Genomic DNA, 24117 nt, shown 5'->3' with positions numbered 1-24117 from the left:
GGATCGCAGGTGGGCCAAATGGCTTTGAACGACGGCATGCATGCGAGGCATGGGGGGTCTTGGGCGTCATGGCGTTCCAGCCCGTCGCCCGGAAGACGTTGGCTGGGCCTCGGGTACCGTGTGGATGCCGTCGGGCCGCCCACGGGACTTGAGCGTCATGACGAAGGCCAGCACGCGGGCCACCTCATTGTAGGTCCCGGCGGGGATCTCGTCCCCGATGTTGCAGGCTTCGTGCAAGCTCCGCGCCAGCGGCACGTCCTTGACCATCGGCACCCGGTGGGCCACGGCCTCCTCGCGGATGCGCGTGGCGATGTTCCCGGCGCCCTTGGCCACCAGCCGGGGTGCGGAGACTCCGGGCTCGTACTTCAGGGCCACGGCCACGTGGGTGGGATTCACGATGACCACGTCGGCGTCGGCGATCGCCGCGATCATGCGGTTGCGGCTCATCGCCATCTGGCGGCTCCGGCGCTGGGACTTGATCAGCGGGTCCCCGTCGGTGCGCTTGTTCTCGTCGGTGACCTCCTTGCGGGTCATCCGGGTGTGCTTGCGGTTCCGGCGCATGACCACCAGCACGTCGGCGGCGGCCAGCACCAGCCCGGCGATGACCGAGGCCCGGATCAGCGAGGCGGCCCCGTCGCCGCCGGCGGCCAGCAGCGAGGCCAGCGGCAGGGAGCCGGACTGCAGCAGCAGCGGCATCAGCGAGGAGACCACGAACCAGAGCACGAAGCCGATGACGGCGACCTTGAGCAGGGCCTTGAGCCCCTGCCAGAGCGCCTGGAACCCGAAGACCCGCTTCATGCCCGAGAGCAGGTTCAGGTTGGCCGGGTCCAGCTTGAACTTCTTGAACCGGATCCCGCCCTGCAGCGCGGCGGTGGCGATCACGACGACGAGCACCACGGCGAACAGGGGAAGCATGGTGCCGGAGAGCGACCCCAGTCCGTTGCCGAGGGCGCCGACTGCGGCCTGGGGGTCGGGATCTGCAATGACCAGGCGCACGGCCTGAAGCTGGCTGCGGCCGGCCGCCTCGGCCAGTGAAAGCAGTCCCGGTACCATCAACGCCGCAGCGCCGATGCCCAGCCAGGCGGCCAGGTCCTGCGAGCGGGTCGTCTTGCCCTTCTCGCGGTTCTCCTTCATACGCTGGGCGGTGGCCTTTTCGCTGCGCTCCCCCGAATCCTGGCTCATTGGCCCATCACCGCCCCCAGCAGTCCCAGGGCGCTGCGCACCAGCGAGGAGACCAGCGCCGGCAGCACCACGAACACGGTCCCGACCAGCATCAGGGTCAGCATGATCTTCAGCGGGAAGCCCATGGCAAAGGCGTTCAGCGCCGGGGCGGCCCGGGTCAGCAGGCCCAGCCCGATGTCCGCTAGCACGAGGACCACCAGCAGCGGGCCGGCGATCTGCACCGCGGCCAGGAACATGCTGCCCACCGCCGAGACCAGGGATTCGGAGAGCCCCGGCAGCCCGATGCCGCCGCCCAGCGGGATCGCGTCGAAGGAGCGGAAGATTCCGGCGAGCACCAGCTGGTACCCGTCGGAGGCGACCAGCAGGGCCAGGGCGGCAAAGTGGAAGAAGCGGGTGAACTGGGCGCCGTTGACCATGGACTGGGGGTCGAAGCCCTGGGCCATGGCGAAGCCGCCGAAGAGGTCAAGGAGCCCGCCGGCGGCCTGGATGGCGGCGAAGAGCACCATGACCAGGAAGCCCATGGCGGCACCGGCCAGCAGTTCGGCGAGGATCGCGGCCAGGAATGCACCGGTGTCCAGGGACTCGTAGCCGGCGGACATCCGCGGGGTCACAGCCAGGGCCAGCCCGATTCCGAGCATGCCCTTGATCCGCAGCGGGATGGCGTTGTGCGAGAACGGCGGGGCAATCACCAGGAAGGCGGTGACGCGCACGGCGGCCAGCATCATCACCTCCAGAGAGACCAGCGGCAGGGTCGCCAGCACCGTTACGTGCCTCCCAGCAGCGCCGGGATCTTCTCGAAGAGCTCGTGGGTGAAGAGCACCATTTCGGCAATCATCCAGTGCCCGCAGACCAGCAGCGCGATCGCGACCGCGGTGGCCTTGGGCACGAAGGAGAGGGTGATTTCCTGGATCTGGGTCATGGACTGGAACAGCGAGATCGCGAAACCCACCACCAGCGAGGTGACCAGCACCGGGGCGGCGAGCTTCGCCGCGACCACCAGGCCGGACAGGCCGATGTCCAGGACGGCGTTGGAGTCCATGTTCCTAGCCACCTCCGACGTTGTAGGAGCCGATGAGCGCGGTGAGGATCAGCGCCCATCCGTCCACCAGCACGAAGAGCAGGATCTTGAAGGGCAGGGAGATCATCACCGGCGGGAGCATCATCATGCCCATGGACATCAGGGCCGAGGCGACCACCAGGTCGATGACCAGGAACGGCACGAAGATCACAAAACCGATGATGAAGGCGGCGCGCAGCTCGGAGATCATGAACGCCGGGATCAGCGTGGTCAGTGCGACATCCTCCGGGGAGGCGGGGTTGGGCAGCTGGGCGGCCCGGGTCATCAGGGCGATGTCGGCCTCCCGGGTGTGGGCCAACATGAAGTCGCGCAGCGGCACCACCCCCACCTCCAGGGCCCGGGACAGGTCGATGGACCCGTCCAGGTAGGGCTGCACGCCGGTCTCGTTCATGGAGGTGAGCACCGGGGCCATGATGAACAAGGAGAGGAAGAGCGCCAGGCCGGCGAGCACCTGGTTCGGCGGGATGGTCGGCAGGGCCAGGGCGTTGCGGGTGAATGCCAGCACCACGAAGATCTTGGTGAACGAGCTCATCATCAGCAGCAGGGCCGGGGCGACCGAGAGCAGCGTGATCGCGATGAGGGTGACGATCGCGGAGCTGGGGGTGCCGTTGGGGCCGTTGATCTCCACCGACAGCCCGCCGTTGTCCCCCGGGGTCCCGGGCTCGACGGGCGCGGCCATGGCTCCGGCGGGTCCCAGGAGGGCGAACGAGGCCAGCAGCACCAGCAGCAACGCGAGCAGCCAGGGCAGCCGGGCGCGCAGGGACGGGCAACGGCGGGTGGTGCTCATGCGCCGCGACCGGGGCGCAGGGCCGCAACGGCACGGCGCCAGGTGTCCGGGGAGAGGATCGAGCCGGCCAGCGGACCCGCCGCGGGGCCCGCCACCGACACGGCACCGGCGGGCTGCGCCGTCCCGGCGTTCTGGGCTTCGCGGTGCGGGGCATCAGTGAGGACAGCGGCGTCCGGATCGTGCGGGGCCACGGTGGCTTGCGCAGCGGCAGGTGCCCGCAGGGACTCCAACACCGAGGCGAATGAACGAGGGGTCGCGGCCTCGGTGTCCGGGGTCGGGGCGGGTGCCGGCTCGGGGGCCTCGAAGGAGTCAAGCACGCTGATCGAGGACTCGGCCACGCCCAGCAGGTAGCGCCTGCCCTGGACATCGAGCAGCACCACGGAGGACTTCGGGCCCAGGTTCCGGCGCTCGACGAGGTTCAGCTGTGCCGCGGCCGGTGCGCCGAAGCGCGCTCCGAGACGCTTGCGCAGGTAGAACAACAGGCCGAAGACCGCCGCGAGCGAGACGAGCACCCGCAGCAGCAAGAAGAAAGATTCCACGCCTAGGACAAGCCCTCGTTCACGTCGAGGATCTGGGTGATGCGCACCCCGTAGTCCTGGTCCATGACCACGACCTCGCCCAGTGCGATGAGCCGGCCGTTGAGCAGGATGTCCGCGGGGGCCCCTGCGGAGCGGTCAAGCTCCACCACGGCGCCGGGCTCCAGGCCCAAAACGTCGCGCACCGACATGCGGGTGCGCCCGATCTCCACGGTCAGGGCCATTTCCACGTTGTTGATCCGGCCCAGCTTGCTGGACATGTCCTCGCGCACCCCGGCTCCCGGGGCCTGCGGGGCGGGAACCGGGTCGTTTTCGCGGATGCGGATGGCGAAGAACCCGATCTTTTCCCCGGCGCTGCGCAGCTCGAAGCACACGGTCTCGGAATCCCCCAGCAGCGCGTCGGGGCGCACAGCGGCCTCGGTGGACAGCACCCCGGCACCCAGCACCCCGGTGGCAGCCTCGAGCGAGGGACGCAAAACGTCGGAGGCCGCGACCAGCGAACCGGGCCCTCCAGGGGCCCCGCCCAGCAGCGGCGCGACAACCTGCAGCAGCACGTCGGCGGAGTGCTGGCCCACGAAGCTCGCGGAGACCAGCTCACCGTGCCCGGCATCCAGCGCGGCGTCGCGGGCCCCGTGCTGCAGCACGGCCTCGACAGGGGATCCGGTGGGCAGCATTCCGGCCAGGGCCTCGGCCGCGGCGGTGTACAGCGCGGTCGAGTGCAGGACCGGGATGGCGGATGGTTCGGGAATCATGCGGGAGTCTCCTCGGTAGAAACGACGACGGCGGCTATCCGGCCGCTGCGGGTTCCGGCCGCGGCCGTGCCCAGGCGGCGCCCGCCGACGGACAGCTCGAAGGGCCGGTGGACCGGGTGCGGCAGCGGCAGCACGTCCCCCACCGCCAGGTTCAGGATGGTGCCGGGCAGCACCTGGGCCGGGACCAGCGCCATCGACAGGTCCACCGGCACCCCGGCGACGGCCTCGGCCAGCAGGCCCGGCGCATCCTCGACCGCCGAGCGCGGGTTGGTCTCCCCCAGCTGCGGCAACAGCATCTCCGCCGGCAGCGCGACGGTGGCCGGGGCGCTGCGTTCGCCCACGCGCACGCGCAGCGCGGCGGTGATGACGATCTCGGATTTCGTGGCGGCCTGTGCAAACTGGGAATTGTGCCCCATGGCGGCCACGGAAAGCTGGCTGCGCAGCAGCACTCCCAGGGAATAGTGCAGGTCCTCAAGCGCCTCGTCCATCAGCCCGCGCACCAAGGTGGACTCGATGCGGGTGAACTTGCGTTCGGGGACGTCGGTGGGCACGGGGCTGCCGAGCATGTGGGAGATCCAGTTCAGCGCGGCCGCGGCAGGGAACTGGATCACGGTGCGGGCCTCGTGCCCGGCGGCCTCGGCCAGCACCATGGTGGTGGCAGGCGGCAGCCCGGCGACGTAGTCGTCGTAGGAAGCCATCGACACCGACTCGAGGGTCACCTGGGACATCACGCGGATCTTCGCGGTCAGCTGGGTGCCCCACTGCCGGGCAAAGGTCTCAAAAGCCAGCTCGAGCACGCGAGCGTGCTCGCGGGCCAGGGTCGTGGGCCGGCGGAAGTCGTAGGGCACGGCAATGGCCGGGTCCTCGGGGGTCGGGGTCGGTCCACCCATACCGGGGTGTCCCGCAGGCAAGAGCGTCACTGGCACCACTATCGGCAGGAACGGGGCATGCGTTAGCCGGGGCGGGCAGCCAATTTCGGCCCGCTCCGGGCTGGATCGCCCGTTGCGGGGCCCACTAGGGCGTTTGCTGCAGCAGGTTGCGCACGGACTCGGGCTGGCTGGAGAGCACCACGATGTCCACTCGGCGGTTCAGCGACAGGTCCTTGGTTCCCTTCAGGGGCCGGGCGTCCCCGTAGCCGACCGAGGAGATCCGCGCCGGGTTCACTCCCCCGTCCTCGACCAGGGAGCGCAGCACCCCGGTGGCCCGGGAGGCCGAGAGCTCCCAATTGGTCGGGTACGGATCCACCGGCCGGCGCACGTCGGCGAAACCCTCCACCTCGAAGTGCCGCTTGGTCGGGGCCAGCACCGGGGCGATGGCGTCGATGATCCCGCGGGCGTTCTCGGTTAGCTTGGCGCTGTTGGGCACGAAGAAGGTTTCGGCGCTGACCAGCCGCACCGTCAATCCGCGGTTGTCAACGGAGAACGCCGCCGCTCCCTCGTGCCCGGAATCCTTCAGCCGCTTTTCGATGCGGCTCTTGAGTTCCAGCAGGTCCGCTTCCTCGTCCCGGGCCAGGGCGAGCAGCGCTTCCTTGGTCTGCCCGTCGATCTTGGTGCTGGCCAGCAGCCCCTCGGTGCCCACGAGCTCGGGCGGGACCACGATGCCGTCGGCGGTGTCTGCCGTGATGCTTTGTTCCACGCCGAACCCGGTGGCCAAGGAGTTCTTCAGCGCCTCGAACTTGTCCTGGTCAACCGTGGACATGGCGTAGAGCACGATGAACAGGCACATCAGCACCGTGACCATGTCCATGTAGGAGGCCATCCAGCGCTCGTCCGGGCCCTCGTGCCCGGATTCGGCGCCCCCGCGGCCCCGCCGGCCCCCGCGCCTGGACCTGCTCACGCGGCTTCCTTGAAGTCATCGAGCATGGCCCTGGCGTCGCTGGCCTTCTCCTGGGCCGGTTCCTTGCCCAGCACGTGGGCCGGGACCATGGCCTGGAGCTTCTCCTCGAGCAGGATCGGCTGGCTGCCGCCCTGGATGGCGAGCACGCCCTCCATCACCAGGGTCATCGAGTCGATTTCCAGCTCGGAGAGCCGGCGCAGGCGCGAGCCGATGGGCAGCCAGATGAAGTTGGCCGAGACCAGGCCCCAAAGGGTCGCCACGAAGGCCGCGGCGATCATGTGGCCCAGCTCGTCGGGCTTGGAGAGGTTTTCCAGCACGTGGGTCAGCGAGACCACGGTGCCGATAATCCCCACGGTGGGTGCGTAGCCGCCCAGGGTGGAGAACCACTTGTGCGCGATCGCGTTGGTGCCCTCGCGCGTGGTGATCTCGTCCTCGAGGGTCTCGCGCAGTTCGTCGCCGTCCATGCCGTCGGCCAGGGACTGCAGGGCCCGGCCCAGGAAGGGGTCCTTGGCCTCGCGGGCCTCGGATTCCAGGGCCAGCAGCCCGTCCTTGCGGGCCACCTCTGCCAGTTCGACCAGCTTGGAGATGGTGGCACGTGCCGCCGGAAGCTTGCCGCGGAAGGCCGAGGGCAGCGCCTTGACGGCCAGGATCGTGTCCCCGATGGTTCCGCTGGCGATGCCCACGGCAATGGTCCCGAAGAAGACAATGATCATGGGGGCCGGCAGCAGGATGGAGGAGACTGATGCGCCCTCCATGTACAGCATGGTGAACATGGCGCCGAAGGCCAGCAGCAGGCCTATGAGTGTTGCGGGATCCAATGTGGCGTCCTCTTATCGGTGCGGCAGCGGCGGGTCGGACGGCACGGATTGGCGGGCCAGCGACACCACGCGGGCGCGGTGCCCCGCCACCAGGGAGATGACCTCTTCCATGGTTTCGCGCACCACGTACTTGGCACCGTTGACCATGACCACGACGGTGTCGGGGTTTTCCTGGATCCGCTCGATGAGGTCGGCATTGATCGCAAAGCGTGTGGCATTGAGCCTGGTGACTACGATCATGAATGCGCCCGTCCTTTCACAGGTGCACTCTCGGCAGGAAGGGCGGCACCGTTAGCCAACGGCACCGCCCACCCGTTGGCTAGCGCTTGAGGTTGGCCAGTTCCTGCAGGACCTCGTCGCTGGTGGTGATGATCCGGGCGTTGGCCTGGAAGCCACGCTGGGCGACGATCAGGTTGGTGAACTCCTGGGACAAATCGACGTTGGACATCTCCAGCATGCCGCCGGCGATCGAGCCCATGCCCGGGTCGCCCGGCGCTCCGAATTCGATGTTCCCGGAGTTCGCGGTGACGGTGTAGCCCGAGCCGCCGGTCTTCTGCAGGCCCGAGGGGTTGGCCACTGTTCCCAGCACTATCTGGGCGATGGCCTGCTGCTTGCCGTTGGAGAAGGTGCCGGTCAGCGTGCCGTCCGAACCCAGGGTGTAGGACTCCAGGGTGCCGGCGGCGTTGCCGTCCGCCGAGGCGATCGACACGGTCTTCAGGCCGGCGTACCCGGTGACCTTGGACAGGTCCACAGCGATGCCGCCGAGGTTCATCTTGCCGTCGATGAGCGTACCCCCATCGTCCAAGGTTCCATCATTACGCAGCGTCAGCGTGGCGGTGGCGGTGGCGGTGGCAGGTGGCAACGCACCATCGGTGGCAGACACTGACCATACGGTATCCGAGTCGCGCGTGAACGTCAGGGACATGGTGCGGCTGGTGCCGTCGGCGGCGAAGATTTCCTTGTCCTGGGTGATGGACTCTCCGACGGGGGTTTCCTTGGGCAGGTTGCCTGTCAGGGACGCCTGCTTCGTGGCGGTACCCGGCGAGACCAGGTCGCGGGGCAGGACGATGTCGCCCAGTGCGCCGCCAGTGGCCAGCACACCGTCGACTGCCATGCGGCCCTGCACGATGCCGCCGTCGGGGCTGGTGAGCCGGCCGTTGGCGTCGAATTCGAAGGCACCGGCGCGGGTCAGGGTGGTCGCGTTGCCCGAGCGGGTGATGAAGAACCCGTCCCCGGAAATCATCATGTCCGAGGCTCGCCCAGTGCTCTGGGACGAGCCCTGTCCGAAGTTGGTGGCGATGCCGGCCACCTGCACGCCCAGGCCCACCTGGGCCGGGTTGCGTCCGCCGGTGTTGGCACCGGGAGTGGTCGCTCCCTGCGTCATCTGCGAGAGCGTGTCCTGGAACTGGACCGAAGATGACTTGAAGCCTGCCGTGTTGACGTTGGCGATGTTGTTGCCGGTGGTGTCAAGCATGGTCTGGTGGGCGCGAAGACCGGAAATTCCTGAATACAGTGAACGAAGCATGGTGTGTGGTCACTTTCTGCGTTGAAGGAAAGGCTGGTGGATCAAGGGGAATTGCGGGACTGCGGTTAGACGACGGCGGGATCGGGTTCCGTGGTTTCGGGTTCGGGGTCCTCGACGGGAGCATCCACCGCCGGCGGATCCTCCGGTATCCCGACGGTGATGATCTGCCCGTAGGGGATCTGCTTGTCCCCCACTGTGACCACCGGGTTGATCCCGGCAAAGGAGACAGCCGTGACGACACCCGTGATGGGGTCATCGCCACCGGTCGTTATCTGCTGTCCGATCAACGCCGAAACGGCCAGGCGCTGCTGGATGGCCAGGGACACGTCTTGGGTGGCGCTGAGCTGGTTCAGCCGTTCCATGGAGGCCAGCTGCGTGGTCTGCGAAATCATGTCGTTGGTGTCCATGGGCGAGCTGGGGTCCTGGTTGGCCAGCTGGGTGACCAGCAGGTGCAGGAACATCTCCCCGTCCATGGTCTGCTTGGGTGCGCGGGCAGGTGCTGCGCCTGCCCCGAATTGGGCGGCCTCGATGGGTGGCACGGTCATGGGCGTATTTCCTTCCTAGGCCATCACGTCGAGATGGGATGTGGCACGGTGCGTCGGGAGTTCCGGCGGGGCTTGAAATTCGGGCGGTTGTCCGGTGCCCCCGGGCGACACAGCGGACCGGGGGCCGGTGGCAGCACGTTGCTCTCCCCCGCTTCCGAACGCTTCGCCCCTGGGACTTCCCCCGGAGGACGAGCCGTCCGCGGTGGTGTTCAGGGTGATATTGCCCCCGCCGCTGGCCGCCAGCTCGCGGCGCAGCTCCGGCAGCATGGCTCGCAGCGCCTCGCGTCCGGCTTCGGTGGGGGCGGAGAGGTCCATGCGGATGCCTTCGGATCCCAGGTGGGCCTTGACCGTGATGGGTCCCAGTGCCTCCGGGGCGATGTTCACGCTCAGCGTGCGTTCGCCGTTGGGGCCGGCTGCCAGCGTGGCGATGGGCCCGAGCAATTGCCGGTGCAGCGGCGGGGTATGGGTTCGCGCCGGTGCTGCCGTGGCCGATGGCACCTCGATCGGGTCGATGGCCCCCACAGCCAAGTCATTCGACGGGCGAGTTGCGGCGGCCGGGCCGGGTTCCGCGGCTTGGGCAACGGAGTGTGCAGCGGTGGCCGATGCCGGCACCGGGGCTGGAGGCGCGGCGGACGGCACTGGTTCGGCAAGGGCGACGCCGGCGGCAGCAGGTGACGGCCCGCCTCCGGCCCGGGGGCCGTCACCCGCGGGGATGGAAGGTTCAGCCGTGTCGGACCCGGATTCCGGGACTCCTGGGTGGATCGCGGCCGGTGCCGCATCCTGCACCGATGCGGTCCCCGGCGATGTGGCGGGCAGGGTGTCGGTGGTCGCAGTTCGGCTCGCATCCGGGGTCCCCGGATCGACAGCAGAATCCGCCAGCTCGAGGGCACCCGCCACGGAATCGACCGACTCCGGCATCTCGATGACCAGCAACGGGGATTTGGCCACCGGCAGCGGCGGAACCTGCGGCGGCGCAGCTGTCTCCGGCGAGGGTGCCCCTGGAAGCCGCAAGTTGAGCAGCGGGGCCTCGGCCAGCGGCAGCGGAGCGACCTGTGGCGGCGCAGTGGTCTCGGGGGTTGGTGCCCCGGGCACCGGAACCGTGAGCAGGGGGGCAACGGCGACCGGGAAGGATGCCCGGGCCGCGGAACCGGTTGCCAACGGATCACTGTCGGCGCGGAGGTCCGGAGCCTGTGCAGTTGGGATTTCGGTCTGGACCGGTGAAGCGGGCTCGTTCGTCGATGGGGCAATGTCCGTCGAACCGGGCAAAGCCTCATCCGGTGTGGCTTCGACAGGTGCCAAGGTCGGATAGTGCGCCCGCTGCGCCAGCAGCAAGCCCTCCGGTGGGGCTTCCGTCGTCTGGGGTGTTGCGGCAGCGGGTTGGCCGTCCGCGGCGGGGTCCTCCGAGGCCGTGGATGGATCCGTCTTCGATCGGACAGAAGCGTCCGCTTCTTGCCGAGGTGCCGAAACGGGGACCATGGAGGCGAAAAGTTCCGCGAACAGGCCCGGCGCCGCTGCCCCGGGGAGCTCGGTTCCACCGGCACGGGTCGATGTGCCGGTGCCCGTGGTTGATGCACCGGTCGGGTGGGGTGAAGTTGTTGGTATCAGGGGCATCATGCGCCGTTCACCGCCGTCGAGAAAAGGGCGCGCTGCACGGCGGCAGTCAGTTCGGCCTGTTCGATGGCTGCGTCCTTGGTCGCGCCGGCCGCCGGCTTCGCCGCGGCCGGGGCGGGGGTTTCGGAGGGGACGATCCGGCGAATGGTCATGATCGTGGCGTCCGTTTCGAAGAGTTTGCGGATGCTCACGCTTTCGCCGGGGCGCGGGGCATGGATCATCTTGTTGTCCCCCAGGTAGATGCCGATATGGCCACCACCCCGGGTGACGATCAAATCCCCCGGCTTCGCCTGGGCCAGCGACGGAACCTCGGTGCCTTCCGTGGCCTGTTGCCGGGCAACGCGCGGCAGGTCCACGCCCAGGTCCCTGAAGGTGTGCTGGACGAAGGAGGAGCAGTCAAGGCCGATCTTCGGGTTGTTGCCGCCCCACACGTAGGGAACGCCAAGGTACTTCTTCGCGGCCGCCACTACGTCCGATCCGGCAACGCCGCCGGCCCTTGCCTGCGGTTCGTTGCGCACAGCATCCGGCTTGGCAACGGCTGCGCCGGAGCCCGGGGCAACGAAGGGTGCCGGTGCCGGGGGCGCCGTCTTCGGGGCGGGCACCGCCGGGGAGGCCATGGCTTCCTGCAGGGCCTGGGTGAAGGCCGCAGGGGTTGAAGGGGCTGCGGACAACGCGGAATTTGTGCCCGTGGTTCCCCCTGCATACATGGTGGCCGCCGTGCCGGTGCCGGTCGACAACGGTTCCGGGCTCGCCGTCGCAGTGGTGCCGCTGACGCGTGCCAGGGTTCCCTGGATCGCACCGATGCGCGAGGCCATGTCGGTGAAGCTCACGGTGAGGTCCCTTCGAAGGCGTTGGTGGCACCCAGGTCGTCAAGCAGTACCTGCTCGCGGGCCAGGGCCTGGTTGCGGATGGTGATCTCGTGGCGGTCGGCCAGTTTTTCCAAGGACTTCAGCTCGGCCCGGGCCTGCCGGTGCGCCTCGCGGGCGCGGTCCGCGTCCGAGTCCAGGGTCGCGACCACCGCGTCCAGCTCCAGCAGCATCCCGCGCGTGGAAGCACGGGCGGCCATGAGCGCCAACAGCGTTTCGCTGTCCACCGGTGCATCCTCGGGAGCCGCGATGGACTCCCGCACGACGTTGCGCTCGCCGGTGCGCCGGCGCAGGGCGTGGTTGGCCGCGGCGAGTTCGCCGGCGGCCTTGGTTTCCTGCAGGCCGCGCAGCCGCAACAGGCCGGACAGTGCAAATCCCTTGGACATCAGGACACCCCCATGGAAAGCAGCAGCGCTTCAAGCTCGACCCAGGACCGGGCGCTGGGCACCGGTTCCTCGAGCCGTTGCTGCAAGAAGTTATTGATGGCCGACTCATGGTCGACCGCGGCATCGGCCAGCGGGTTGCTGCCGCGCTGGTATGCGCCCACGTCGAGCAGGTCCTGCACCGAACGCCGCGCGGCCAAGACCTTGCGCAGCGTCCCTGCGGCCCGGGCCTGGTCCCGGGTGGTGACCTTCGAGGCGACGCGCGAGACCGAAGCCAGGGCGTCGATGGAGGGGAAATGCCCGGAGATGGCCAGTTTGCGGTCAAGCACGATGTGCCCGTCCAACAGCGAGCGGGTCGCATCGGCGATGGGTTCGTTGTGGTCGTCCCCGTCCACCAGCACCGTGTAGATCCCGGTGATCGAGCCGGACGCCGAGGTCCCTGCACGTTCCAGGAGCCTGGCCAGCAACGAGAAGGTCGAGGGCGGGTAGCCGCGGGTTGCCGGGGGCTCGCCTGCGGAGAGCCCGATCTCGCGCTGGGCCATGGCCACGCGGGTGAGCGAGTCCATCATCAGCAGCACCTGCGCACCGGATTCGCGGAAATGCTCGGCGATGCGGGTGGCGACGAAGGCCGCCCGCAGGCGCATCCGGGCCGGCTCGTCCGCGGTGGAAACCACGACGATGGAGCGGGCCAGGCCCGTAGAGCCGAGGTCCTCCTCGAGGAACTCGCGCACCTCGCGCCCGCGCTCGCCGACCAGGGCGATGACGTTGATTTGCGCGGCGGTGCCGCGGGCAATCATGGACAGCAGCGAGGACTTGCCGACGCCGGACCCGGCGAACAGGCCGATGCGTTGCCCGGCACCCACCGCGGTGAGCGTGTCCATGACCCGGACCCCCAGTTGCAACGGGTCGGTGATCCTGCTGCGTTCCAGGGCGGCCGGTGCCTGGTTCTCCATGGGCACCATGGTGTGCTCCCCCAGTGCGCCCTTGCCGTCGATTGGCGCGCCAAGTCCGTTCAGCACCCGTCCCAGCAGGCCTGTGCCGACCGGGATGTAGGCCGCGGTGCCGCTGCTGTGCACGAAGTCGCCCACCTGGATCTCATCCAGGGCGCCCAGCGGCATGCAATGCAGGGTGTCTCGGCGGGCGGCCACGACCTCGGCGGGGACCTTCCCGTCCCCGATGTGCAGCACCGTGCCCACCGGGGCGTTGAGCCCGGCGACCTCCAGGCCCAGGCCCACCACGGAGGAGACGACCCCCATGGGCACCGGTCCTGCCGCTGAAAGCGCGGCGCCAAGGCCCGTCCAGGAACTCGTATCCAGGCTCATGCGATTCCGCTCTGCAGGGCGGTGGCTGCCCGCTCGAACGCGGTGGAGATGCGTGCGTCGAGGAATCCGGCCTCGAAGGAGGTCAGCGCGTCCCCGCGGGCCAGCGTTGGATCGGGGAGCAGCGCGATCGAGGTGCCCGGCACGGTGTCCAGTTCCAGCAGGGCCAGATCCTGCGGGTTCATCCGCACCTGGCGCACGGTGGCCGCGTCGATGCCGGTCATGGCGCGGTCCAGTGCGGCCTTGGCCCCGAAGCGGTCGTTGGACAGCTCCCTGCCGACGATCTTTTCCGCAAGCAGCAGGGCGGATTCCACCAGCACACCGGAGGCCGCTTCCAGCACCGGGACGGTGCGTGCGTGCAACGCCGCCGCGGCACCGGTCAGGGCGCGCAACGCGTCGGCGTGCTCGACCGCCCGCGCGGCCTCGGCCTCGGCGGCCGTTCGCGCCGCTTTCTCGCGTGCGGCCCGTGCCACGGCTTCGGCGGCGCGGATGCCCTGTGCGTAGCCGGTGGCATAGCCGTGCGCCTGCGAGGCGTCGTTCTCCCGCCGGTCCCCGGGCGAGGGTGCCAGCACGCTGAAGTGCACCGGTTCGAATTCCTGGGCGTCAGAGGACATAATCATCTTCCTCGCCGCGCTTGATGGTGATCTCGCCGCTGGCTTCCAGCGCCCGGATCGACTGGACGACGTCTGCGCGTGCTTCCTCGACCTGCGAGAGACGTACCTTGCCCATGGAGGAGATTTCCGCGTCAAGGATTTCCTTGGTGCGGTCGGAGATGTTGGCGCGGATGGTTTCCTCGACCTCGGCCGCCGCACCCTTGAGCGCGAAGGCCAGCGTGGTCGGGTCGACCCCGCGCAGCACGCGCTGCACGTCGCGGCGTTCGAACTTGACCAGGTCCGCAAAGGAGAGCATGCGCGAGCGCACTTCCTCGGCCAGTTCGGGGTCCCGTTCGTCAAGTGAGGCCAGCAGGTCCTTCTCCATCGTGACGTCCGAGCGGTTCAGGATATCCACCAGGGGCTGGATCCCGCCGACCGTCTCGAGCGGTTCGTGGCTCGTCATCACCGATCCGGTGCGCTTCTTCAATTCCTCGGCGACCACGCGCACGGCCTCGGGCACCGCGGTGCCCATGGTGGCCAGGGCCCTGGCGGTGTCGGTGCGGGCCGGGCCTTCGAACCCGGCCAGCACCACCGAAGCGACCTCGGGACGCAGGTGGGCCAGCACCAATGCGACGGTCTGCGGCAGTTCGCCGTCGAGCAGCGAGGCGATGTGCGCCGGGTCGCTGCCGTCGAGGAACTCGAAGGTCATCCCGGACATCGAGGAGGAGAGTCGGTTCATCACCGTGGTGGCCTTCTCGCTGCCAAAGGAAGCCTCCAGCAGGCCCGCCGCCACGTCGCGGCCCCCGCGTGCGGTGGGTTTGCCGGAGGTGGCCATCTCGTGGATCTCATCGATGGTGTCCTCGACGGACACGGCGTCGACCCGGCGCAGGCGCACCAGCTCCGCGGCGATCTCGTCCGCCTCGAACTCGCTGAATTGGCGCATGACCTCGGCCGCGTGGTGTTGGTCCAGCTGCATCAACACAATGGCAACCTTTTGGGTGCCGGTCAGCTTCCGGGCGCCATTGCTCGGTTCCTGCTTCATTCGTTGCCCCTGTCGTCCATCACGGCGCGCAGGTAGTCGGCCATCTTGGCCGGGTCGCTGGCGGCCAGTGCGGAGAGTTCATCGCGCTTGACGTGGTGCGGGGTGGCCAGCGCGAGAACCGGTTCCGGGATCGGCACCTGGCTGATGGCCATGGTCTCGGGGTGCGTGACATCTGCGGGGGCAGCAGACAGTGGGGCGAACTCGCGGAACTCGCCAAGGTCCACCGGTTCCCGGTTCTGCTTGTTGCGTCGCACGTACAGCGCGTAGACGGTTGCCAGCACCAGGGCCAGGGCGATGACCCCGGCAATGATCAGGTTTTTCTGCAGGGCGGCGTTGCGCGCCGCGGTCTCCGCAGCGGCTGCGGCAGCCAGGGCGTCCTGCGCGGCGGTGGCGGCATCCGCGTTGAACGGGACCACCGAGACGTTGACCGTGTCGTTGCGCTCGGTGTCGATGCCTGCCGCGGTGCTGACCATTCGGGTGATTTCGGGGATGTCCAGGCCCTGGGCGGCCGCGGAGTCCAGTGCGACTGACACGCTTTGGCGGTTGAGCGTGCCGGAGGGGATCAACCGGTTTTCGGTCACCTTGTTCACCGCGTTGGTGCGTTGGGTGTCGGTGGAGTTGAAGGTTCCCTCGCCGTTGGAGCCGCCGGGCACAGCAATGTTGTCAGGTCCCAGGACCCCGGCTCCTGCCCCGCCGCTGCCCTCGTATTCTTCTTCCTTGCTCGACTCGGTCAGCGCGGGGTTTCCTTCGGGGTTGGTGAAGGATTCCTCGGTGCGTTCGGCAGATTCCAGGGAGAGGTCCGCGGCGACGGCGACCGTGGCGTTGCCCGGTCCCACCACGCGGTCCAGCATTCCCTGGATGACGCTGGCAACCCTGGACTCGTAGTCGGCCGTTTGCTTCTCGGCCCCTCCGGTGAGCCCGACGCCCGCGGCGGAGAGCAGCTTGCCGGTGGAATCCACGACCGAGATGTCCTCTGCCTTGAGTCCGTCGACGGCAGAGGAGGTCAAATGGACGATGGACTGGACCTGGCTGCTAGACAGGTTTACGTTCGGCTTGGTCTCGACGAAGATCGAGGCGGTGGGGTTGGTCTTGGAATCCACGAAGACGGTCTGCTCGGGGATGGCCAGCTTGACCGAAGCGAGCTTGATGCCGTCCATGGCACCAATGGTCATGGCCAACTCCCCCTCGAGGGCACGCTTGTAGGTGATGGACTGCTGGAACTCGCTCGAGGTCACGCCCATGTCGTCAAGCAGCGAGTAGCCGCTGGTTCCGGCGCTGGGCATCCCCGCGGCGGCGGCCTTGAGCCGCGAGTCGTAGACATTGGCCTCGGGCACCAGGATGGTGCCCCCTCCCCCGGTCAGCTCGTAGGGAACCGCATCGGTCTTGAGCTGTTCGACGATGCCCGCGGCGTCCTCGGGCGCCAGGCCCGTGAACAGCGGGGTCAGCTTGGGCTGGCTCATGAAGGCCACCAACGCAATGGTGCCCAGGACCAGGACAGCGACGCCGATCAGGGCGATGGTGCGCTGGGCCAGGGAAAAGCCGCGCACGGCATCGAGTGCCTTGGTCACGGGCGCTGGAACATTGGCCACTAGGCTTGCATCCTCATGATTTCGTTGAACGCCTCAACACCGCGGTTGCGGAAGGTGGAAACCATTTCCAGGGCGACCGCGGCACGCGTCGAGGCCAGCGTGGCTGCATGGATGTCGGTCAAATCCCCGGTCACGGCCTTGATCGAAAGATCATTCGAGGTGGCCTGCAGGGACTGGACCGAATCCACGGCCCCGCCCAGGGCGGTGGCAAAGGCCGAGCCATCGGTGGCCGGCGTTCCGGCAGGCTTCAGGTACCCGGTGGGCAGGGTCGGTGAGACCCCGGCGACGGGGGCAATATCCATGGGCATTACTGGTTGCGTCCGATCTGCAGTGCGGCCTGGTAGGTTTCCTTGGCGCGGTCAACAACGGCCGCATTGACCTGGTAGCCGCGCTGGGCCATGATCAGCGATCCCATTTGTTCGGACATGTCGATGTCCGGGTAGCGGACGTTGCCCTCGGCATCGGCCAGCGGGTGGTCCGGTTCGTGCACGATGCGCCCGGCCGCGTCCCCCAGCTCGGTCCCGGCAACGTAGACCCCGGTGTTTTCGGCGCCGGCCTGGGCCAGGACGTAGCGGGCCCGGAAGGCGTCGCCGTCGGTGGAGGTGGCGGTGTTGACGTTGGCGAGGTTGTCGGAAACGGCGTCAAGCCACTTGCGGTGGACGGTCAGCGCGGTTCCCGCGATTCCGATGGCATCAAGCATTAGTTGCTCCGAAGTGCGGTGCGGATGGAGTTGAACGGCCCGGAGGCCGCCTGGGTGGCGAATTGGTAGCGCAGCACGGTGTCGATGTTGGATAGTGTCTCGGTGTCCAGGTTCACGTTGTTTCCGTCAAGGCGCGTGGGCTCCAGCGAGGTCGACGTGGTTGCGGCAACGTGGCCGTTGCCCTCGGACACGGATTTGGCCAGGGCGGACTCGAACTCGACACGGCGGGCGTGGTAGCCGGGGGTGTTGACGTTCGCGATGTTGGTTGCGATGGCACGCTGGCGCAGGGCCAGGCCGTCCAGCGCGCTTTCCAGCGCCAGGGACGTGACGGAATCGAACACGACGAATTGCTCCAGGGTCGGTGCGTGGCCCATCCGTGGGCGCAAAAGGAAAGTGAGCTATCCGTGCTCTTCCTAGACCATCGGCCGATGTCAGCTATCCGTTAGCTGTTTGTTCTATCCGATTGAATCCAGGTAGATGGACGTCTGCCCGGTGTCTCGGGGAACCGAGTCGACGGCGCGCAGCTGCTTCACGGTCGCCTCGCGGCGCTGTTCGAGCAGCGGCGCAAGGTCCTGCATGTCCGACAACAGGTCCGCTGCCCGAGTTGCGAGCTCCTGCGGGATCTCACCAAGGTCGTCAGGCGGGAGCCAGGGAGCGACGGGCAGTTCGAGCAGCATGGTTTCATCCGTGGCAGCCGATCGGAGCGTTGCCACGTCGGTGGCCAGCTCGTCCAGGAACTGCTCCCAGGACTCGGCGCCGCGGTGCGGTGCAGGGATATCAGCCAATGTGTTCGTCACCGGCAAGCGGTGCTGCCGGGGCAGCGGCTGCCTCGTGCCAGGTCTGGCGCAACGGTTCCATCAACGTGATGGCCTGGCGGGTCAGTGCGGGATCGCGCTTGATGTTGGCATCGATGAGCAGCTGGGTGGCGAAGGCGTAGATGCTGTGCAGCTGCGTGGCCCCCGACCAGAGATCGCTGTTCAGGGAGGAGATGAGCTCGGCAATGATCGACTGGGCGTGCACCAGGTTTTCAGAAGCCACCGGCCAGTGCCCTGCCAGCTGGGCGGCTTCGGCACGGTTGAGGTCCACCAGCAGGCGGTCGTAGAGCATGGTGAGCAGTCGCGCGGGGCTGGCCGAAAGGATCGCCTCGCGGTTAAGCTGCGCACGTTTGAGAGCCGGGTTCATCATCACTTCTTCTGCGTGGTCGGGAGAGAAGCCAGCTGGGAAGCCAGGTAGGACTGTTGGGAATTGAGGTTGCTCAACTGCACTTCAAGTGAGGAGTAAATCCGCTTCAGCGTGGCCTCGCGGCTGTCTAACCGGCGGTCCCAGTCAGCGACTTGGGTATCTAATCGCGAGATCATGGATTCCTGGCCCTTGATCCGGGAAGTGATCATGCCGTCGTGTTTGTCGGACATGGCCGTGGACACCGCTAAGACTCGCGAGGAAATGGTCTGCAACACCGTCTCTACCCGGGCGGGATCCTCAGCCAGGGCCTTGGAGAATTTTTCGGCGTCGAATTCGAGCTTGCCGTCCTTGGTGATCGAGATGCCGATCTCGGAGGGTGACTTTCCATCAACCGGCATGATTGCCGCATCCATAATGCGCTGCTTCACGTCTCGGGCGGTGCTGTCGCCGGTGAAGATCATGCCGCTGGTGGCTCCGCCGGCTCCCGAGGTGACTGCGGAATTAGTGGCAATGAAGTTAAACAGCCCGTTGAGGGAATCGACTAGGCCCGAGGCGGCATTTGAGGCTGCCTTGGAATCACGCTCAACCGAAACGGTCACTGCCTCGGTCGAGACCTTTGAAACCGTCACATCCACCCCGGGTAGCAGCCCCGTGAAGGTGTTGGAGGAAGAGGTGATTTTTTGCTCGACTCCACTTCCGGCCCCGGCCCAGAGCGTGACCTCGGCGTCACGCGCCTCACGGACTACTGTCATCGGCACGTCGGTTCCGGCTATGGAAACCTTGAATGCGTTGGCTGCGCCGGTCTCGGTTGCGGAGAACTGTAGCTTGTACTGCTCAGTGCCGTCCGAGGTCTGGCCGGCGGACACCTTCACCGCTTTGACTCCTATGTCGGAGGCGTTGACAGCGGTAATGATGTCATCCAATGAATTCGATGCGGCGATGATCGTCGTCTCGGCACCATCGACGGTAATGGAGAACTCGGATGCATCCCATTCCGTGATCGCCCCAGTTACCTGCACTTGGCTGGTTGCCAGCTGGTCGACCGCAAGATCGATGGAACCAGTGCTGGCTCCGGCGGAAGCCGTCACCTTCAGACCCTCGGAACTGGCAGCGGTGGTGAACAGCTGCAGCGAATCCGGTTTAGCCAGCTTCGTGGCCAAGGTGGCGAGATCCGCGACACGGGTGTTCAACGCCTGCAAGGCGGAAACCATGGTCTTGGTCGAGCTAACCTTGTTTTTCAGGATGTTCTGCGGGATCGCCTCGACCTGCATCAGGGAATTGATCAGCGCCGTGGTGTCAAGACCACTCGCAAGTCCGTCGAGTGCCAGGCCCATATTGTCTCCGCTTCTACCTATGGTGTGGATACCACTGATCTCCCGCGGCAGGTACCCGACTCGATAAGTCGAAACCTGCCACGGGAGATCAGTGGTTGTTTGGCGCGGCTTCTAAACCTTCCATGACCTAGAAGCCGCCTGGTTGCCAAACTGTCTTGGATGCTTAGCCGAGGAGCTGCAAGACACCCTGGTTGGACTGGTTGGCCTGCGCGAGCATGGCGGTACCGGCCTGGGACAGGATGTTCGAGCGGGTGAAGTTCACCATTTCGGCGGCCATGTCGACGTCGCGGATGCGGGACTCTGCGGCCTGCAGGTTCTCACGTGAAACGTTGAGGGAGTTGATGGCGGACTCGAAGCGGTTCTGCTTGGCGCCGAGTTCGGCACGAGCAGAGGAGATACCGGTAATTTCGATGTCGATGGCCGAGATGGCGGCCTGGGCACCAGCAGCGGTACTGAAGTCCAACGAACCAACAGCGCCCTGGACAACACCGGTCAGTCCAGCACCCGGAGCTGTGTCCGTGTCGACTACCGCACCCGTAGTCGACTTCACGACGAGTTCGCCAGCATCGTTTTTGGTCGCGGTGAAGTTCTTCGCAAAGTTGGTGTCGCCGTTCAACGCATTGACGATCTTGTCCATGTTGGAGGCAGCTTGAGCGGTCGTCGGGGCGGCTCCACCTTCGAGCGTCAGACCAGAAATATCAACGGCGGCAGTTGCAAGAGTATTCGGAGTAGCCGCACCATCTTCAGCTGTGAAGGTCAGAGTAGCGAGTGTCGCTGATGCATCTAGGGAGAAGGTGGATCCTGTACCCGTGCTTAGCCGCGAGGCAACGCCCGTGACGTCGGCGTTTGCCAGCTGGACATCGATCTGGCTCGACGCATCGCCGTCCGCGCCAATCTGGAAGTTCAGCGTGGCCTGCTTGCCCACAGCAGCAGCATCGACGTCACCGCTGAGAAGCTTAATGCCATTGAAGTTGGTCGACTGGCCAATGCGCGCCAGTTCCGAAACCAGCTCATCGGCTTCCTTCGTAATTGCCGCACGCGAATCGGCGTTGTTGGAATCGTTTCCGGCTTGGACAGACAGGTCACGCAAGCGCTGGAGAATGGAGTGTGCCTCCGTGAGGCCACCTTCAGCAGTCTGGATGACCGAGATGCCGTCCTGCGCGTTGCGGGCAGCAACACTCAGGCCGTTGACCTGCGAACGCAGGCCCTCGGAGATCGCCAGGCCGGCGGCGTCGTCGGCCGCGCGGTTGATGCGCAGGCCCGAAGAGAGCTTCTCCAGCGACTTGGAGAGGTCGTTCTGCGTGTTGGAAAGGTTGCGGTGAGCGTTCAGTGCCGCAAGGTTGGTGTTGATCTGCATACCCATGGTGATTTCCTCCGTGAGACGGGTGTATGTACCAAGGTCCGTCCGTGGACCTCAATCACCGACTATCGACCATTGAACATGGACGGTTAGCAGTCATGGGAAAGTAGGTGTTGGGTCGCTATGCAGAGGGCCATGCAGGCTGGCCAGCCAACCGCACGATGCCCCCGGCGACGCGCTCACCAAAATCTTTGAGGTACTGCTCCCGCCGCTGGGTGGCCGCCCTGCTGAGACTTGATTCGGGCAATGACGCCTGGTCCGGGATGTAACGCGTTTGCAAGCCTTCATGAAGCAGCTTCATGGCAGCGGTTCTCCGTTGGGACACCGCAGAGTGCGTGACCCCCATTTCGGCTGCGAGTTCCTTCACGGTGGAGCCTTCGAAGTAGATGCGTTCGATGACCACGCGCAGGTTCTCGGGCAGCGCCGCAACGGCATCCCGGATGACCTTGGTGCGTTCCACTTCGAGCATTGATTCTTCTGGTGTCTCGATGCCGGAAGAAAGGTAGTCGTTCATGGTGTCGTCTATCGCCACCACAGTGCGTGCCGAGTCGCTCAAGATCGCGAGAGTAGCCGTCTGGTCAAGGCCCAACGCTTCGGATAGCTCGACAACCGTCGGGGTTCGACCCAGTGCGGCAGTCAGGGAATCCTGGACGGTGCGTGTTTCGGTGATTTTCTTGCGTGCGCCACGCGTCGCCCAGTCGTTGGAGCGCATGTCATCGGCGAAGGCGCCCACGATGCGCCGCCGGGCGTAGGCCCCGAAAGGAACCCCGAGGGTGTCGTCGAAGGAATCCGCCGCGGTGATCAGGGCAATGGCCCCCACCGACGCCAAATCCTCGCGGGAGAGATGCGTCGCCTTCGCGCACAATTCTGCGGCGAGATAACCTACCAGCGGAAGGTTATCGAGCACCATCTGGTTGCGTACTTGTCGCTCCAACCGGATCGTCCTTGTCCATTTGAGTGATCAAAAGTCCAGAAGCCATTGCCTCTGGCCAACTAGCCATTTTCCCCAAATGCGTAATTCCCCAAGAACAGATGTTAGCCGCAATCCGGCCTAAATGACCCGTTGGATAACTAACGTTCACTTTGTGTCGGCCGATAGACTCCAATGACTGGGGGAAATTATTGGGGCACAACAGTTTTGGAGAGATAAAAATCATGGGTACCAATGAGCTTTCGGCCCTGTTGTGGAAAGAACGGGAACTACTTGAGCTGCTGCACTTCAAGTTGGAAGAACAGCATCTTTTGCTCGTTGCCGGCAAGTCCCAATGGATCCAACTGGCCACACGTGAGATTGAAAACGTCTTGGAGAAGGTCAACGCTGCGGGACTGAACCGTGCCGTCGAAGCGGCGCGCGTTGCCTTGTCTTGGGGACTTGACGCAGCTGCGCCGCTGTCGGAAATCATCAAAGCGGCACCCGAAGGTCCGTGGAACGAAATCCTGGGCGCACATCTGGCGGCACTGCGAAACACCGGTTCCGAAATCGGCCAGCTGCGGGATGCCAACGAACAATACCTACGAGCCGCCCACCGCTCCACGCAGGAAACCCTCGCAACCCTGGGTGACGACCCCTCGTTGTATGGCCCGGCCGGAGCAACCGCGTCGCGAAACGCCGGCGCCCACATCATCGACACCAACCTCTAAGGAACCGACGTGAGTACATTCAGTGGCCTGAACACGGCCATGTCCGGCCTGAATGCCGCGCGCCTGGCGATGGAGACGGCCGGCAACAACATGGCCAACGTGGGCACGGCCGGTTACACCCGGCAACGCGCCGACTTCCTCTCCGTTGGCTCCGTAGCATCGACCGGCCTGCTGGCTTCCCGGCCCGGCGTCGGACAAGGAGTGGCCCTGACAGGGATCGCCCGCTTGGCCGATGCCCATCTCGATGCCCGCGTGCGCGGCACCATCGCACTGGCTGCCCAGTCCGACACCCGTGCCGAGGCCATGACGAACCTCGAGGGGATCCTGCGGGAACCGGGCGAGAACGGGCTCTCTGCACTGCTCAACGATTTTTGGGCCGGCTGGCAGGACGTCGCCAATCAACCCGGCGAGACCTCTCCCGCCGCGGTCCTGATCGAGCGCGCCAAGGCCGTGGCCAACCGCATCGGGCTCTCCCGAACCGAGATCTCCGACCAGTGGGAGGCCCAACGCCAAAGCCTGGACACCATGGTCGGAGACATCAACGCCGCGGCAACCGCCATCGCCGGCCTGAACGAACAGATCCGATCGACCGTCGCATCCGGCGGCACGCCCAACGCCCTGCTCGACCAGCGGGCCCTGCTCACCCAAAACATCGCCGAGCTTTCCGGCGCGACCGTCCGCGAATTGCCCGACGGCACCATCGACGTGCTGATCGACGGAAACGCCCTGGTCACCGGAGGCACGGTCCGACCCTTGGAAGCCACCGGGGCCACGATCTTCGGTGGCGCAGGTGACCCGCCGTCCATCCAATGGGCCCACCGCGCCGGGTCGCCCATTGCCCTGCAGTCCGGACGGCTCGCCGGGGCGCTCACGGTTCTGGCCCCGGCCGACGACTACGGAACCGGCGGCTCGCTCGCCGAAGCCGCCAAATCGCTCGAAGGCATCGCCGTAAAACTGGCCACACGCGTCAACGACATGCAGGACGACGGGTACACCGTGGCTGGTGTCAAGGGCCCGCCCTTCTTCAAGTTCGACTCAAGCGACCCTGCAGGAACCCTTGAAGTTCTGGCCAAGGGAGCCGCAGACCTGGCAACCAGCGGCACAGCCGGAGGGAACCTGGACGGCTCCAACGCCGCGAAGATGGCGGCTATTGGCAACGAGTCAGACGGTCCCGACGCCCTATGGGCGAACCTGGTCATCAAGATCGGCACGACCACCCGCGCCGAGGCCCAGCAAGCGGTCTCCACCGCGGTGGCGGCCTCAGGCGCCATCAACGCCCAGCAATCGGTCTCCGCGGTGTCCCTCGATGAAGAGAACGTTGCACTGATCGCCAACCAGCATGCCTTCCAGGGGGCCGCGCGCGTCATGACAGCCATCGATGAAATGCTTGACACGCTGATCAACCGCACCGGACTCGTCGGACGCTAGGGAAGGAACC

29 protein-coding genes and 1 pseudogene are annotated in these 24117 nt (G+C 66.6%); 2 read left to right on the top strand and 28 right to left on the bottom strand.

The window, feature by feature from the left end:
* Positions 1-66: 66 nt before the first annotated feature.
* From JOF46_RS09950 to JOF46_RS09820, 28 genes and pseudogenes are all read right to left on the bottom strand, one after another.
* Positions 67-1182, bottom strand: coding sequence for an EscU/YscU/HrcU family type III secretion system export apparatus switch protein (locus JOF46_RS09950; protein WP_209907149.1), 1116 nt, complete (start codon positions 1180-1182; stop codon positions 67-69).
* Positions 1179-1943, bottom strand: coding sequence for a flagellar biosynthetic protein FliR (locus JOF46_RS09945; RefSeq protein WP_342592412.1), 765 nt, complete (start codon positions 1941-1943; stop codon positions 1179-1181). Before JOF46_RS09945 ends, JOF46_RS09950 begins: the two co-directional genes overlap by 4 nt.
* Positions 1944-1945: 2 nt before the next feature.
* Positions 1946-2221, bottom strand: a complete 276-nt coding sequence (fliQ, locus tag JOF46_RS09940) for a flagellar biosynthesis protein FliQ (RefSeq protein WP_209907148.1) — start codon at positions 2219-2221, stop codon at positions 1946-1948.
* A 4-nt stretch (positions 2222-2225) separates the two neighbouring features.
* Positions 2226-3047 (bottom strand): flagellar type III secretion system pore protein FliP, encoded by an 822-nt coding sequence (gene fliP / locus JOF46_RS09935; RefSeq protein WP_209907147.1) that lies wholly within the window; start codon positions 3045-3047, stop codon positions 2226-2228.
* Entirely contained in the window at positions 3044-3586 is a 543-nt protein-coding gene (locus JOF46_RS09930) for a FliO/MopB family protein (protein ID WP_209907146.1), read from the bottom strand. The genes fliP and JOF46_RS09930 overlap by 4 nt, the downstream gene beginning before the upstream one ends.
* 2 nt (positions 3587-3588) lie before the next feature.
* Complete coding sequence (gene fliN / locus JOF46_RS09925; protein WP_209907145.1) at positions 3589-4335, bottom strand: flagellar motor switch protein FliN; 747 nt, start codon at positions 4333-4335, stop codon at positions 3589-3591.
* Positions 4332-5225, bottom strand: coding sequence for a flagellar motor switch protein FliM (locus tag JOF46_RS09920; RefSeq protein ID WP_209907144.1), 894 nt, complete (start codon positions 5223-5225; stop codon positions 4332-4334). The genes fliN and JOF46_RS09920 overlap by 4 nt, the downstream gene beginning before the upstream one ends.
* Before the next feature lie 124 nt (positions 5226-5349).
* Entirely contained in the window at positions 5350-6171 is an 822-nt protein-coding gene (locus tag JOF46_RS09915) for an OmpA/MotB family protein (RefSeq protein ID WP_342592411.1), read from the bottom strand.
* A complete protein-coding gene (locus JOF46_RS09910) occupies positions 6168-6989 on the bottom strand; it encodes a motility protein A (RefSeq protein ID WP_209907143.1) in 822 nt (273 codons plus the stop codon). The genes JOF46_RS09915 and JOF46_RS09910 overlap by 4 nt, the downstream gene beginning before the upstream one ends.
* Before the next feature lie 12 nt (positions 6990-7001).
* Positions 7002-7229: a flagellar FlbD family protein gene (locus JOF46_RS09905; protein ID WP_209907142.1), complete on the bottom strand. Its 228-nt coding sequence runs from the start codon at positions 7227-7229 to the stop codon at positions 7002-7004.
* Between the two features lie 79 nt (positions 7230-7308).
* Positions 7309-8514: a flagellar hook protein FlgE gene (locus JOF46_RS09900; protein WP_209907141.1), complete on the bottom strand. Its 1206-nt coding sequence runs from the start codon at positions 8512-8514 to the stop codon at positions 7309-7311.
* 65 nt (positions 8515-8579) lie between these two features.
* The gene (locus JOF46_RS09895; RefSeq protein ID WP_209907140.1) at positions 8580-9059 is read right to left on the bottom strand and encodes a flagellar hook assembly protein FlgD; all 480 of its coding nucleotides are present in this window, start codon (positions 9057-9059) and stop codon (positions 8580-8582) included.
* Positions 9060-9074: 15 nt separating this feature from the next.
* Complete coding sequence (locus tag JOF46_RS09890) at positions 9075-10217, bottom strand: flagellar hook-length control protein FliK (protein ID WP_209907139.1); 1143 nt, start codon at positions 10215-10217, stop codon at positions 9075-9077.
* A 452-nt stretch (positions 10218-10669) separates the two neighbouring features.
* Complete coding sequence (locus JOF46_RS09885) at positions 10670-11500, bottom strand: C40 family peptidase (protein ID WP_209907138.1); 831 nt, start codon at positions 11498-11500, stop codon at positions 10670-10672.
* Positions 11497-11922, bottom strand: a complete 426-nt coding sequence (locus JOF46_RS09880) for a flagellar FliJ family protein (RefSeq protein WP_209907137.1) — start codon at positions 11920-11922, stop codon at positions 11497-11499. Before JOF46_RS09880 ends, JOF46_RS09885 begins: the two co-directional genes overlap by 4 nt.
* Positions 11922-13241 carry a FliI/YscN family ATPase gene (locus JOF46_RS09875; protein ID WP_209907136.1) on the bottom strand — a complete coding sequence of 440 codons (1320 nt, stop codon included), beginning with the start codon at positions 13239-13241 and terminating at the stop codon, positions 11922-11924. The genes JOF46_RS09880 and JOF46_RS09875 overlap by 1 nt, the downstream gene beginning before the upstream one ends.
* Positions 13238-13852, bottom strand: coding sequence for a FliH/SctL family protein (locus JOF46_RS09870; protein ID WP_209907135.1), 615 nt, complete (start codon positions 13850-13852; stop codon positions 13238-13240). The genes JOF46_RS09875 and JOF46_RS09870 overlap by 4 nt, the downstream gene beginning before the upstream one ends.
* Positions 13842-14873 carry a flagellar motor switch protein FliG gene (gene fliG / locus JOF46_RS09865; protein ID WP_209907134.1) on the bottom strand — a complete coding sequence of 344 codons (1032 nt, stop codon included), beginning with the start codon at positions 14871-14873 and terminating at the stop codon, positions 13842-13844. The genes JOF46_RS09870 and fliG overlap by 11 nt, the downstream gene beginning before the upstream one ends.
* On the bottom strand, positions 14870-16462 hold the full coding sequence (gene fliF / locus JOF46_RS09860) for a flagellar basal-body MS-ring/collar protein FliF (protein WP_209907133.1): 1593 nt from the start codon (positions 16460-16462) through the stop codon (positions 14870-14872). The genes fliG and fliF overlap by 4 nt, the downstream gene beginning before the upstream one ends.
* Positions 16462-16764 (bottom strand): flagellar hook-basal body complex protein FliE, encoded by a 303-nt coding sequence (fliE, locus tag JOF46_RS09855; protein WP_425355048.1) that lies wholly within the window; start codon positions 16762-16764, stop codon positions 16462-16464. Before fliE ends, fliF begins: the two co-directional genes overlap by 1 nt.
* Positions 16765-16769: 5 nt before the next feature.
* Positions 16770-17162 carry a flagellar basal body rod protein FlgC gene (locus tag JOF46_RS09850; protein WP_209907131.1) on the bottom strand — a complete coding sequence of 131 codons (393 nt, stop codon included), beginning with the start codon at positions 17160-17162 and terminating at the stop codon, positions 16770-16772.
* Positions 17162-17503 (bottom strand): flagellar basal body rod protein FlgB, encoded by a 342-nt coding sequence (locus JOF46_RS09845; RefSeq protein WP_209911792.1) that lies wholly within the window; start codon positions 17501-17503, stop codon positions 17162-17164. Before JOF46_RS09845 ends, JOF46_RS09850 begins: the two co-directional genes overlap by 1 nt.
* Positions 17504-17617: 114 nt before the next feature.
* On the bottom strand, positions 17618-17947 hold the full coding sequence (locus JOF46_RS09840; protein WP_209907130.1) for a hypothetical protein: 330 nt from the start codon (positions 17945-17947) through the stop codon (positions 17618-17620).
* Complete coding sequence (locus JOF46_RS09835; RefSeq protein WP_245348071.1) at positions 17940-18347, bottom strand: flagellar export chaperone FliS; 408 nt, start codon at positions 18345-18347, stop codon at positions 17940-17942. Before JOF46_RS09835 ends, JOF46_RS09840 begins: the two co-directional genes overlap by 8 nt.
* The gene (fliD, locus tag JOF46_RS09830) at positions 18347-19678 is read right to left on the bottom strand and encodes a flagellar filament capping protein FliD (RefSeq protein ID WP_209907129.1); all 1332 of its coding nucleotides are present in this window, start codon (positions 19676-19678) and stop codon (positions 18347-18349) included. The genes JOF46_RS09835 and fliD overlap by 1 nt, the downstream gene beginning before the upstream one ends.
* A 163-nt stretch (positions 19679-19841) precedes the next feature.
* Positions 19842-20315, bottom strand: a complete 474-nt coding sequence (locus JOF46_RS22860) for a flagellin (protein WP_425355082.1) — start codon at positions 20313-20315, stop codon at positions 19842-19844.
* Between the two features lie 93 nt (positions 20316-20408).
* Positions 20409-21041: pseudogene (locus JOF46_RS22855) on the bottom strand (flagellin N-terminal helical domain-containing protein); the annotation flags it as partial.
* Positions 21042-21159: 118 nt separating this feature from the next.
* Positions 21160-21972, bottom strand: a complete 813-nt coding sequence (locus JOF46_RS09820; protein ID WP_209907128.1) for a sigma-70 family RNA polymerase sigma factor — start codon at positions 21970-21972, stop codon at positions 21160-21162.
* A 188-nt stretch (positions 21973-22160) separates the two neighbouring features.
* Between JOF46_RS09820 and JOF46_RS09815 the strand changes: the two genes are divergently transcribed.
* Complete coding sequence (locus JOF46_RS09815) at positions 22161-22679, top strand: flagellar protein FlgN (protein WP_245348069.1); 519 nt, start codon at positions 22161-22163, stop codon at positions 22677-22679.
* Between the two features lie 9 nt (positions 22680-22688).
* Complete coding sequence (gene flgK, locus JOF46_RS09810; RefSeq protein ID WP_209907127.1) at positions 22689-24107, top strand: flagellar hook-associated protein FlgK; 1419 nt, start codon at positions 22689-22691, stop codon at positions 24105-24107.
* The last annotated feature ends 10 nt before the right edge of the window (positions 24108-24117 follow it).

It is taken from the genome of Paeniglutamicibacter psychrophenolicus (genome assembly GCF_017876575.1).
GTDB classification, from domain to species: Bacteria; Actinomycetota; Actinomycetes; order Actinomycetales; family Micrococcaceae; genus Paeniglutamicibacter; species Paeniglutamicibacter psychrophenolicus.
Note: the sequence above shows the minus strand (reverse complement) of the source record. Positions and strands in the feature narration are given on the sequence as shown.